This window comes from Xanthocytophaga agilis (assembly GCF_030068605.1).
GTDB classification, from domain to species: Bacteria; Bacteroidota; Bacteroidia; order Cytophagales; family 172606-1; genus Xanthocytophaga; species Xanthocytophaga agilis.
Map to the genome: position 1 here is coordinate 28,751 of NZ_JASJOU010000012.1, position 13,061 is coordinate 41,811.

The following is a 13,061-nucleotide window of genomic DNA, read 5'->3' on the forward strand; positions in this document are numbered from 1 at the left end:
ACGGCAAAACATTTTTTGATCAGAATTCAACGCAGGTTAATTAATATATATACAAGACATATCAAAATGTATAGGGAAAGACACAAAAAAACGCCTGTGATCAAATGAGATCACAGGCGTTTTTAGTTTTACAGTTATTTTTATTTTTTGATAATTACAAATTCTACGCGACGGTTTTGCTGACGGCCTTCTTTTGTTGTATTATCTGCTACAGGGTTGCTTTCGCCGTATCCCTGAGAACTAAGTCTGGTAGAGCTTATTCCTTTGCTGGTTAGGTACTTGACAACCGCTTTTGCTCGATTTTGGGAAAGAGTTATGTTATACATATCATTACCAACATTGTCTGTATGTCCCTGGATCTTAATCGCCATTTTAGGATTTTCTTTCAGCATTTTCACTAATTGATCAAGCTCAGTAATTGATTCCTTTCTTAATGCAAATTTATTTGTGTCAAAGAGCAGATCATTCAGACTAACAGTTTCTTCGGCTTCAGTTGGCTGAGAAGGATTAGTTTGTTTGGTATCTGGCTGGCTAACAGGCTGTTCTTTGGGTTCTGTTTTTTTCGTAGATGTCAGATATAAATCTCGTTTTATTTCCTCGTATTTATCTACTTCTTTTAAATCTATAGTTTCTGTTACAGCATTAAAATCTCGTTTACGCGCCATAAAAGTATAGGCAATACCTGCAGGAAGTGCAATTTTGTATGATCCATCTACAGGGTTAGAAGTGGCTATACCTAGTTCTTTGTTTGTTTTCTGATTACGATAAACAATGTCTGCCTGTACAGGTTTATGAGTTTGACTATCCAGAACATAACCATATACAATAACAACAGGTTTCGGTTTAGCTACTTCTGGCAAGTTCAATTTGATTATATCTAATAAGCCAAGGCTATTCTGGTCGCTAGTCAAATAAGCATATGCTCCAGATGCAGGAATATTGTAATAGCCGTCCCAGCCAGGTGTATTTACTCCCAGACCAAGGTTTTGAGGAGTAGACCAGTTTTTCCATGTATCATCCAGTCGTCGGGAAACAAATATATCTGCTGAACCAAATCCCGGATGACCTTCAGATGCAAAGTACAAGCTAACTCCATCTGCTGCCAAAAAAGGGGATGATTCATCTTTTTTTGTATTGACCACATTACCAATATTAAAAGGACTACCCCATTTTCCATTTGCCCCTTTTAAACTCACATAAATATCTCGTTCTCCATAACTATCCTTCTTCTTTAATGTAATCATAATTACTTTCTGATCTGCAGACATGGCCATTTCAAGGATTTTTGATTTGCTACTTAAGTCAGGGATATCAATATTTTCGCGTAACATCCAACCTGTATCGGTTTTTTGAATAATAGATAGTCCCCATTCTGGAATAACCGTCATATCATCATAGTACTTACAGTTCATAACCAATGTATTGTTATCTGGAAGTGCACTAACTACATAAGTTGATCCAATATCATTGGGTGGAGCAGGCAGTTTTTTGCGAGGGCCCCAGTTACCATTTTCATCCATTTGCGAATACCAGGCATCATCTGAATCTGAGGTTCCACCTGTGTTTTCTGGATGATTTTTTATACTATAATAAATTGTTTTCCCATCAGGAGCTATGCGTGGGATAACCTCGTCATATGTTGTATTAATGCCTGCCCCCATACTTTCCTTTTTTAGATAAGGAGGCATATCTGGAAGTATATTGGTCGCATTATCTTGTTTAAAGACCACTTGTTCTACTTCCATCTTCATTTTGTTGGCTACCACAAATCCAAAATTGCCGTTGAACCGTTCAAAATTTTTAGAATATCCTCCCCGAAATACTTCTGTATCATTGACCAGAAAAATAATTTCATCTCCTTGTCTGCGAAGGGTAAGTTTATTAAGTGCTGTATCTTTTTTGATAGAAGTACTAGTTCTGTAATCATTTGAAGAAAACTCCTTGCTGGTATTATTTATAATAGATTTCCATGTCTTTTTGAATGCACCTACCCAGCTTTGCTGTTTTTCAGAGTTAATACGAAACTGATAAACAGTTCCATTCTTTCCCAATACGGCTATTCCAAAATCCGCTATTTCATCTCCTTCTGCCTTGCGGGCTAATACTTCGTAGGAGAAATCTTTATCGGCATTCATAGAGATTTGTTTGCAGGTCCAATAAGGATTACTATTCTTAACCTCTATGGTATATGCTCCATTAGTTAGTGCATATCGGTTCTCTGCTGATTCACTAATGGGCCAGTTGGAATGATTGTCCACAAAATCGTCATAAAACCAGAGAGTGCTCTGAGCATTAGCACAATAAGAGATGAAAAGGAAAATAAATAGTATACAGTGTTTCATACAGCGATCTGTATTTATAATTAATCTGGCAAAACACACGAAAACTTGTTTGATATTCATTATCAGAACTATAGTAATTCTTACAAATGAATTAAAACTGAGTGTTTTGTCATATTACCAAATAAATAGCCCTGAAGTACAATAGATTATGCCCAAAAATCCATTTTTTACGCATAATCTATTGACTTCAGGGTCCTGAAATAGATGCTATATTTTTACTTAGGTAGTTCTTCGATTAAGAATTTTTCCAAAAACTGAGCAATTGCTACATTTACCTGATCGCGATTTGCTTTCTTGGTAATGCCATGACCTTCGTCTTTGGCCATTATATACCATACTGAATTACTGTTATTTTTGAGTGCATTTACCATCTGCTCCGACTCAGAAATAGGCACTCTTGGATCATTTTTTCCCTGGAATATCAGCATGGGTTTTGTTATATTTTTGATATTTGTAAGAGGTGATATTTGCTCAAGATGAAGGTTCATTTTGGGGTCTCTTTCATCTCCATATTCTGCTCTTCGTAAGTCCTGACGATAAGGACTTGTATTTTTCAGAAAGGTGACAAAGTTACTGATTCCAAAGAGGTCTATGCCACAACGTAGTCGTGCATTAAAGTGTGTCATACATGCCAGTGACATATATCCGCCATAAGATCCTCCATACACAGAAACCCGCTGAGCATCCAGATTGGGTTGTTTTTCAACCCAGTCCAGAAGCGACCCAATGTCCTTCACAGAGTTTTCACGCAAGATTCCATTATCCAGTTTGAGATATGTTTTTCCATAACCAGAAGAACCCCGTACATTGGGTACCAATACGGCAATCTTCATTTCATTAACCCAAAACTGAATAAGAGAATTGAAAGTGGGTAATGACTGACTTTCCGGACCACCATGTATGGATATTACAATCGGAGCTTTTCCAGATATATTTTTAGGAGTGAATAGAAAAGCAGGAATCATACGTGACTTACCATTCACTTTATCAAAGGTAGGATATTCGATTAGTGTCGGTTCGGTAAAATCAGACACTTTTAACCCTCCTGTTTCGCTAAACGTCCAGCGATCCAGTTTACCAGATCGTATGTTTACTACAAATACGTCACTTGGAATGGTTGCAGAATTGATAGTTAATGCGAGTCGTTCATTATCAGGATTGAATCGCATACTACCAATAACTCCATTAGGAATACTTTCTATAAATTGATATTGATTATTTTGTGTATCAAGAATATATAGTTTTGAATATCCTCCTTCATTTGTAGTGAATGCAATCCATTTACCGCTTTTGCTCAATTCTAAATTATCTACATCCCAGTTAATCTTTTGAGTAAGGTTGGTGATTTTCTTTGTGGAAAAATCATAAAAACGCAACTGCATAAATTCATTGTCTTCGTCAGATAAAAAGAAAAATCCTTTTCTATCTTTAGAAAATTGTGCATTACTATAAGCAATCTGCTTTTTTGAAGGATTAAATTCTTCCATTGTACCTGTAGTGTTTAACAGGTACAACCTGGATTCGTTGATAGAGATGTATTCCTGTACCAATAGTTGTTGTTCATCAGCAGACCAGTCACTGATTTGCCAGCCGCCTCCTTTGCCTTGAAAGATCATTCTGTTTTTGGAAGGGTCATTTAGCTGGGCTTCATAAATATCCAGATCTCCAGCATTACGATGATTGCTTGTATACAGATACTTATCCCCTTTATGATTCCATGTTAGATTACCATGTCGTGATTTTCCATCAGTTAGAAGGCGTTTTTGGCTTGAGGCGAGATCAAAGTAGTAAAGTTGATAGTTTTCATTTCCGCCAACATCCCGTAAAAAAATAAAACCTTGATTGGATGGGTCTGGACAAACAGATGCATTCGACACAGGTTCTTTCTCAAATGTAATTTGTTGTCTATCTCCACCCGGAAATGATACCTTATGTATTTGGTTGGCATCACCAAAGCGAGTAGAAATCAGTATGCTCTTTCCTATGGCATCCCAATCTGCCAAACTGGCAGCCCGGACATTTTGGTACTGCTCTAACCTTTCCTGTATTTCCTGTACAGGCATAGGAATATTCTCCAGTAACAAGTTACCAGATTCCCGTTTTTGAGCATAGGTAAACCCAGTACTAAATAGAAAGAAAATAAATAAGAGGTTTAAGTGTTTCATCTGTGTCAGTTTTAACTTGTAAGGTATTATTTTTGTGCCACTTTCGTGTGTGCTAATTTTTGAGGTTTCTGCTGGTATGTGCAGATATAGTAATAATAAAAATTATCTTGAGATAGAATATATTCAAATGTAATTTTACAGGGCTGTAATTAGTGGATTATAACAAAAGATAGCCTCCTGCAAGATCTGTATAGTATAAAAGCGATTATCTTTAGCCTGATGGAATAGTCACTTTAAAATGCTTACTTATCTAAAGCTATTCCTATTAAAGTATGAGGCAGTTTACTACTGCGAAGGTTCAGTATACCATTTATCAAAAACTATTTTCAGAACAGGAAATAATGTTTTTCTTTGATTTGTCTTTTCCCCTCTGGATTAGTTTTAATCTGTTTTACGATTTTAAACCGGCAAAAACGTTTATAGGAATATTCTCGTAATTTTGCCATTTATCCTTATCCTGATATGATTGACGACGTAGTGCATAACCATACCGAATCTGATGACGAAAGCCTATCTGCGCTCGTTCCAGGTTCTGAACATCCTATACAAAACTACACAGAAGCAGAAAAATACACTATCTTCGAGCAGGAGTTTATGCCACACATCCACTCGATGTATAATTTTGCATTTCGTCTTGCTATGGATGAAGATGATGCAAATGATTTAGTACAAGATACTTATCTGAAGGCATTTCGTTTTATTAATTCTTTTCAAAAGGGAACTAACGCCAAAGCATGGTTGTTCAGAATTTTGAAGAACAGTTTCATCAACGATTACCGGAAAAAAAGTAAAGAGCCGGCAAAAGTTGATTATCAGGAAATAGAAACGTTCTATAATTCTGAGGATGCGGAGGCAGATAATATTACAACAGACCTCCGAGTAGAAACCCTTCAGGAGATGATTGGAGATGAAGTTGCTAATGCTTTAAATACATTAGCAGTAGATTTCAGAACCGTTATTATCCTGGCTGATATCGAGGGTTTTACGTATGAGGAAATGGCAAAAATTCTGAACATCCCTATCGGAACTGTTCGGTCTCGCTTACACCGTGCCAGAAATTTGTTGAAAGATAAATTGAAAGAATACGCTAAAAGTATGGGATATGGAGATTAATGCTCTGTAATTTTATCCAACAATAAATAAGAACGAGGCATGGAAGTTTATCATCCGATTATGTCTTAATGTAAGCAGAAAAAATACTACAGCATTTCTTAAAACAAGTAACATATCTCTTAGAAGGGATAGAGGGATTTTTTGTGCAAAAATTAAATAAAAAGTAGAACTTTTTATTTAGCCTTTGTTAAAAAAAATGTTTTACTAGGGCGGAAATAAATTTTGTTATTCTTTATAAACGCGATATTTTGCGTAAATTTTGTGGATTTTAAAAGATAATCATATTGTTTCAGGTGAGGTCTGTGAAATCAGACTTATCTATTTAAATGTTATTTCAGAATCAAATTAAAAGCTATTAAAATTAATTATTATGTCTACGCCTAAGAAGTTGCCGTTACTCATTCAGAAAGAAGAGGGTGTCGAGTATCGAAAACAGTGTGAACATCACCATGAGTGTATGCAAGCCATACGGCTCATTCTGGACGGAGAAGCAACCACAGAACAAATAGCACACTTCAAAGCCAACATCAATCATTGCCTCCCCTGCATTGAAAACCATAATCTGGAGGTAACTATTCGTCAGATTCTCTGCGATAAAATCCAGCAAAAACCGGTTCCTGAAGACCTTATCCAAAGTATCCGCACCCAAATCCTGAATAAAACAAGCGAAGTGAAATAAGTACTGAACAGTTTACTGTTTTCTGTAAGAGCCTATTTATTGGCGTTTTTATATAGTAAAGCCAATAAATACATGCATCTATATACAAGGAATAGTAAACTGTTTTATTTTTGCGGCATATTAATCAAATTATTACCGCTATCAGTACCCATATTCATTTTCAGGGCCGAACTATCATCTTTTCAGCACCATCAGGATCTGGTAAGACAACCATTGTTCAGCATTTACTTAGTAAATATTCAAATCTTGGATTTTCAATTTCCGCTTGTACACGAGCTAAAAGGCCACATGAACAAGACGGGATAGATTACTATTTTATGACTCCGGAAGAATTTCGAAGTAAAATTGATAATCAGGAATTTGTTGAATGGGAACAAGTATATGCGGGTATGTACTATGGAACGCTGAAATCAGAAGTAGATCGTTTATGGAGCAATGAAAGACATGTTCTGTTTGATGTGGATGTAAAAGGAGGAGTAAATCTGAAGAATTATTTTGGTGATAAGGCCTTATCTATTTTTGTAAAAGTTCCTTCACTTGAATTGCTGGAGCATCGGTTGCGTAAAAGAGGAACTGAGACAGAAGAAAAGATCCAACAACGTGTGGCCAAAGCGGCCTATGAACTCTCTTATGAAGATTCGTTTGATGTAACACTGCTTAATGCAGACCTGAGTGAAACATTAGTTCAGGCTGAAAAACTTATTGATGATTTCCTTAGCAAATAGGTTGAATAGATTGAAAGCAGTGACCAATATTTGATAGTATAAGAATGAAAGTAGGTTTGTTCTTTGGGTCATTTAACCCTATACACGTGGGACATCTAATCATTGCCAATGCAATGGCCTATCATGCCGATTTGGAGCAAGTATGGTTTGTTGTATCTCCTCAAAACCCCTTCAAAAAGAGTAAAAGCCTTCTTCACGAATTTGATCGATATGATATGGTGCAGATGGCAATAGATGACAATCCACGTTTTCGGGTAACAGATATTGAATTTAAGCTGCCACGTCCTAGTTATACTATTGATACACTGACTTATATCCAAGAGAAATATCCCCAACATGCTTTTCGTCTGATAATAGGAGGAGATAATCTGGAACAGTTTAAAAACTGGAAGAACTATGATAAGATTCTGGAATACTATGGTTTGTATGTATATCCACGTCCAGGATCTGAAGTGAATGAACTTGTTCAACATCCAAATGTGCAAGTAGTAAACGCACCTTTGATGGATATTTCTGCAACATTTATCAGAGAATGCATCCGAGACAATAAATCAATAAAATATCTGGTTCCTGACCGGATTGAAGACTACATTGTACGAAAGAAATTCTATCTCTAACAGAGTAGTTTAACTGTTTATTTTGTACTGATTAGGTTTTTTTGCTGGAATCTCTTGGTTAAATACAATATTTTTCCGAAAATTGGGTTATAGATATATACATTCTGATCTGCTATGATATATTTATTACCCAAAAGTTTGCCTTCCACTATAATTCTGTGCTTTTCGATTGTCGTCGCTCTGACTTCCTGTGGCAAAAAACTAACTGTGGTAACTTATGAAAAAAAACGTGGTACAAACCGATCAAATACCAATACCACTCATACCAGGAAGAAGGAAGAATATTTTGATTTTGATGAGAAGAAAAATGCTTCCCGATCCAGCACCAGTACTTCTTCATCCACAATTGTAAAAGCAACAGGTAGTACGTTAAAACTGATTCAAACTGCTCAATCTTATATTGGTACACCTTATCGTTATGGAGGTACCAGTCGATCTGGTATTGATTGTTCCGGATTATTATGTAATTCCTTTGAGTCAATAGGAATAAAAATACCCCGATCGTCAAATGAACAAGCTGAGTTTGGACAAAAAGTTTCTCTTAGAGAAATAGCACCCGGAGATATGGTTTTTTTCTCAGAACGTAAGGGTGGTTCCAAAGTTACGCATGCTGGATTAGTCACTGTTGTTAAAGGGTCAGATAACATTACATTTATTCATTCTTCTACCAGCAGAGGTGTTGTAGAAGATAATCTTTTATCAGAGTACTATCAGGGGATTTTTGTAAAGGCTGTACGTCCTTATTAATTTTGTAATAATCTATAGTACAGTGACTTATTGAGATTTTATTACATTGATGATTTCTCCTTCCCTCTTCTGCATTTTTACTTTAATCCCATGTAATCTGTAAATTATTCTACTTCATCTGTTTATTTGATAATCTTACCGAAAAGAAGACATTCTTTTCAAAAAAAATCTTACATTTATAACCGGATTCCTCTTCGCAATAAAGTAAGTGTTAAGCTGAAAAGATAATAAAATTTTTAAGGATAAAATCTCTTCTTATCAGAGCCTGTAACTAGGCATCAACACAATTCCATATTATTTCTCAGGACAAGAATTAACATTACTCTATGAAGAAATATTTACTACTAACAATAGTATGTATCCTGGTCTCTGTGCATTATTCAAAAGCTACACATATTGTAGGCGGGGAGCTGGAAATGCAATCTGTAGACAGCTTACGTTATATTTATAGACTCGCTCTGAATTTGTATTTTGATGTGATTAACGGAGACGCTGGTGCAGAAGATGATGTAGTATATGCTGTTATTTATAATAAGCGAACAGATCAGGCAGTCGCAACTGTTACCTTGTATAAGACACAACGGATATTGATTCCCTATACAAATCCCAGTTGTAGCCAGAATAATCTCAGTACACGATTAATACGTTATGAACAGGATATTATCCTAAGTCCTGATTTTTTTACAGAAACAACAGGCTATTATGTTGTATGGGAAAGATGTTGTCGAAATAGAACGATTGTAAATATTCGTAATCCAGAAGCAGCAGGCAATAGTTTTTATCTGGAGTTTCCTCCAGTACGTGTAAACCAGAAACCTTTTATTAACAGTTCGCCTGTATTTTCTATTCCTAAAGGGGATTATGCTTGTGTGAATAAGCCATTTACATTTGAATTTGGAGCGACAGATGTTAATGGTGATGAATTGCGTTATTCACTCGTTACTCCTTATACAGGGTATAGCACTCAGCAAAATCCTAGTCCCTTGGCTTCCTCTGCACCATACCCAACTGTACAATGGATAGCAGGAGTTAGTTTAAATAATGTAATACCTGGCCCTAAACCTTTACGGGTAGATCCGAAGACAGGAGTGTTAAGCTTTACTGCAAATAAGGTGGGGCTTTATGTATTTTCAGTGCTTTGTGAGGAATATCGGAATAATGTGAAAATAGGAGAAGTACGTCGGGACTTTCAATTGCTTGTTGTAGATTGCCCTACTACTATCCCTCCTGTTGCGCAGTTAAAAGAGAAAGGAAAGTCTTCTTTTTATAAAGAAGGAGAAATAATGATCTTAAAAGCTTCACAAGACGATCGTTGCCTGGATCTTTTACTTTCTGATGCTAATGGAGGAACGAATCTGAAAGTAAAAATTAATCCTATCAATTTTTCTCCAGATATGGTTTCAATTTCACCAGCCAGCGGAACAATCCAAAATGCTCAGGATACATTGCGCTCAAAACTCTGCTGGTCTGAATGTGCAGCAAGTGATGCTAAGAATCCTTACGAATTTGATGTAATTGTAGAAGATGATGGCTGTCCCAGACCAGAAGCCGATACCTTACATGTAAAACTGATTATTGAACCTCTGCCTAATCAGGGACCCGAAGTAAAAACAAATTTACCAGGTAATATGGCATTGGTAATGGAAGGTGAGAATTTGACATTCAATGTAACAGGTATAGATTCCGATGAAGACAATATCTATCTTGAAGCTATTGGGAGAGGATTTAGTTTAAGTGATTTAGGAATGTCATTTTCCAACGGTACAGGTAAAGCAAGCCTTACATTACCTTTTACCTGGAATCCTCCCTGTGATAAAGTACAGGAAGGAAAAGAGTACATAGTAGATTTTATTGTAACAGATAAACGTTGTCCAAATACCGGCAAAAAAGATACAGTAAGTGTGCGTCTCCAGTTTCAGCGCCTACCTAATCAAAAACCAGAAGTCTCTACAACGCTGCCTGGTAATACTATAAGTGTAAAAGTAGGAGATAGTATACAGTTTGATGTATTGGGAACAGATCCTGATAATGATCCTATTGTAGTAAAAGCTGTAGGAAGAGGATTTTCGTTGGAGGAAGCAGGAATGCAGTTTAGAAGTGGAGCTACCGGAATTGGAACGCTTAAAGAGCCATTTTTATGGATACCAGATTGCCATGCATTACAATTAGTACCAGATGGAAAGTTCATTGTTGATTTTTTACTTGAGGATAATACATGCTCCCCTAACAATGCAGATACAATAAGTGTAGAAATGAATGTAAAAGACATCGAATTTACAATTTCACGTGACTCTGTTCCTAATGTTTTCACCCCAAATGGAGATTCATATAATGAAACGTTCCAGTTGTATGAATATCTACCACCTGATAACTGTAAAGACCAGTTCGTAAAAATAGAAGTCTATAATCGTTGGGGAAAACTGGCTTTTGAAAGTACAACCCGTGAATTTAGCTGGACTGGCTTTGGTTTTCCTACAGGTGTTTATTACTACATGGTTAAATATCGAAACAGCTACTACAAAGGAACTGTTTCTTTATTACGCTGAAAAGACTATCTCTTAATTAGTTTTTGGAAAAAGAATGTCATGAAATCTTATACTTTTTAAGGTAGATTTCTTGATATTCTTTTTTTTTGTATATTCTGTACAAGAAACTATCTCTTTCTATTCCCATTTATGAAACAAAAATTAGTACTCCTTGCTTTATGCCTCTGTATTTGTTCTATTGTCAGTTCACAAAATCCTCTCAAATGGGGTAAGATATCAGATAAGGAAATAAAGTTCTCAATTTGTTCGTATGATAGCACTGCTTCTGCCGTAGTACTGGCTGATTATGGCAAAATAACGATCGATTACAACAATGTTACAATAGAACGTCATCGACGTATAAAGATTCTAGATAAAAAAGGACTTAATCGTGCGGATATTATTTTACCATATTATGCAAAAGATCGTATTGAAAACATTGATAAAGTAGAAGCTCAGACTATTAATGTAGATAAGAATGGAAAAACTATCATTACAGAAGTGCCTAAAAATCAGATTTTTGATGTGGATGCCTCTACAAACTGGCGGGAAAAACGATTTACTTTTCCTGCCGTAGAGGTAGGTTCTGTTATTGAATACCGCTCAAAAATGATTTCTCAGAACTATACTTTTCTGGAAGGTTGGGTTTTTCAGACAGACATTCCAACTCTTCATAGTGAAATGAGTGTAAATATTCAGGTAGAGGATATGGACTATAGGGTCCTGCTTCAGGGGGAAAGATTAATGACCAAATATCAGAAGATGGGTGACAAACCTGTATCTACCTGGGCGTTAGAGAATTTACCTGCCTTGGTAGAAGAACCATATGTTGCCAATTATTATGATTATGCAGAAAAAGTAAGATTTCAGCTGGCAGGATACAAAAAAGTTACTACTGGCGCCGTAGAGTATAAAAGTGTAATGACAACTTGGGAAAAATTGGCAGAAGAGGTATTATCAAGTACAGAATATGAGAATTTTTTAAATAGAGGAGGAAGAGCTAAAGACGTACTGAGCCAAATTATTACACCTGCAGATCCTGACGCTGTCAAGGTTCAGAAAATCTATAATTATGTTAGAAATACCATCACATGGAATGGAAAATATCGTGTATGGCCAGAACAGATATTCAGCAGGTTCTTGGAATCAAAGCAGGGAAATAGCGCTGAAATAAATTTATTCCTCACTCTATTGCTGGAAGAAGCAGGCCTTAAAGCAAATCCTGCACTTACCAGCATTCGTTCACATGGAAAAATTCAAAAATCCTATGCATTATTATCACAGTTCAGCCATACACTTGCATACATAAATCTGGGTGGAAAAGATGTATTACTGGATGCTTGTGATCCTTTACGTCCTTATCAACTGCTTGCAAAAGAAGATTTGAACTGGTCTGCATTTATATTAGATAAAAAAGATAGTCGCTGGATAAAAATAGACCAGGCACCTGCTGCAAAAGAGACAGTATATGCAGATATCAATCTGGAAAATCCACAAAAACCAGTCTACAATTTTTCTGTCAGATATGAAGGATATAAGGCTGTAGATGTTCGGCGGACATATCTAGCTTTGGGAGAAGAAAAATTTTTAAATAATCAGAGAACTGTATTTAATGATAAGAAACTAATAAAATTTGAGAAAGAAAACCAGGATCAGACAGACGAGTATTTACTACATAAATATCAGCTTGTTCCGGAAGATGATCCTGAGTCTGCTCAAACCTTGTATTTTAAACCTGTGATGTGGCATCACTTTCAGGAAAATCCTTTCAAAGGGTCAAAACGAAACTTACCTATTGAATTAGACTATCCGGAAAGTTTTCAGTTTGTACTAAATCTGCACATACCAGATGGTTATGAGATACAAGAGATGCCAAAATCGGCCTTGGTGTCTCTGCCTGATAATATAGGTATTTTCAGGTATCAGACATCTGTTAATGGTTCACAGTTTCAACTCTCTACCCAGCTTCAAATTAAATCAGTATTTATTCCGGTAGACTATTATACACATTTACAACAGTTTTATGACCATGTCATCGGCAAGTTTGGCGAAATGATTGTTTTAAAGAAGAAATAAAATAAATTTGAATAAAGTTAGCCAATAATTATTGGCTAACTTTATTCAAATAGTGACATTTATAGATACAAA

At 36.0% G+C, this 13,061-nt stretch carries 9 protein-coding genes; 7 read left to right on the top strand and 2 right to left on the bottom strand.

Annotated features, from left to right (window positions below):
- Positions 1 to 140: 140 nt before the first annotated feature.
- Together QNI22_RS27650 and QNI22_RS27655 are read right to left on the bottom strand one after the other, a co-directional pair.
- On the bottom strand, positions 141 to 2,342 hold the full coding sequence (locus QNI22_RS27650; protein ID WP_314515822.1) for an OmpA family protein: 2,202 nt from the start codon (positions 2,340 to 2,342) through the stop codon (positions 141 to 143).
- Positions 2,343 to 2,557: 215 nt separating this feature from the next.
- Positions 2,558 to 4,507, bottom strand: coding sequence for a S9 family peptidase (locus QNI22_RS27655; protein ID WP_314515823.1), 1,950 nt, complete (start codon positions 4,505 to 4,507; stop codon positions 2,558 to 2,560).
- Between the two features lie 462 nt (positions 4,508 to 4,969).
- On the opposite strand from QNI22_RS27655, the gene QNI22_RS27660 reads away from it, so the two are divergent.
- The 7 genes from QNI22_RS27660 to QNI22_RS27690 all read left to right on the top strand — a co-directional run bounded on the left by QNI22_RS27660 (position 4,970) and on the right by QNI22_RS27690 (position 12,989).
- Entirely contained in the window at positions 4,970 to 5,620 is a 651-nt protein-coding gene (locus QNI22_RS27660) for a sigma-70 family RNA polymerase sigma factor (RefSeq protein WP_314515825.1), read from the top strand.
- Between the two features lie 370 nt (positions 5,621 to 5,990).
- The gene (locus QNI22_RS27665; RefSeq protein WP_313977397.1) at positions 5,991 to 6,299 is read left to right on the top strand and encodes a hypothetical protein; all 309 of its coding nucleotides are present in this window, start codon (positions 5,991 to 5,993) and stop codon (positions 6,297 to 6,299) included.
- Positions 6,300 to 6,409: 110 nt separating this feature from the next.
- The gene (gmk, locus tag QNI22_RS27670) at positions 6,410 to 7,024 is read left to right on the top strand and encodes a guanylate kinase (RefSeq protein WP_314515826.1); all 615 of its coding nucleotides are present in this window, start codon (positions 6,410 to 6,412) and stop codon (positions 7,022 to 7,024) included.
- A gap of 44 nt (positions 7,025 to 7,068) precedes the next feature.
- Positions 7,069 to 7,641 (top strand): nicotinate (nicotinamide) nucleotide adenylyltransferase, encoded by a 573-nt coding sequence (gene nadD / locus QNI22_RS27675; protein ID WP_314515828.1) that lies wholly within the window; start codon positions 7,069 to 7,071, stop codon positions 7,639 to 7,641.
- A gap of 114 nt (positions 7,642 to 7,755) precedes the next feature.
- Positions 7,756 to 8,388, top strand: coding sequence for a C40 family peptidase (locus tag QNI22_RS27680; RefSeq protein WP_314515830.1), 633 nt, complete (start codon positions 7,756 to 7,758; stop codon positions 8,386 to 8,388).
- A 326-nt stretch (positions 8,389 to 8,714) separates the two neighbouring features.
- The gene (locus tag QNI22_RS27685; RefSeq protein ID WP_314515832.1) at positions 8,715 to 10,934 is read left to right on the top strand and encodes a T9SS type B sorting domain-containing protein; all 2,220 of its coding nucleotides are present in this window, start codon (positions 8,715 to 8,717) and stop codon (positions 10,932 to 10,934) included.
- 129 nt (positions 10,935 to 11,063) lie between these two features.
- Positions 11,064 to 12,989, top strand: coding sequence for a transglutaminase family protein (locus QNI22_RS27690; protein ID WP_314515833.1), 1,926 nt, complete (start codon positions 11,064 to 11,066; stop codon positions 12,987 to 12,989).
- Positions 12,990 to 13,061: the final 72 nt, after the last annotated feature.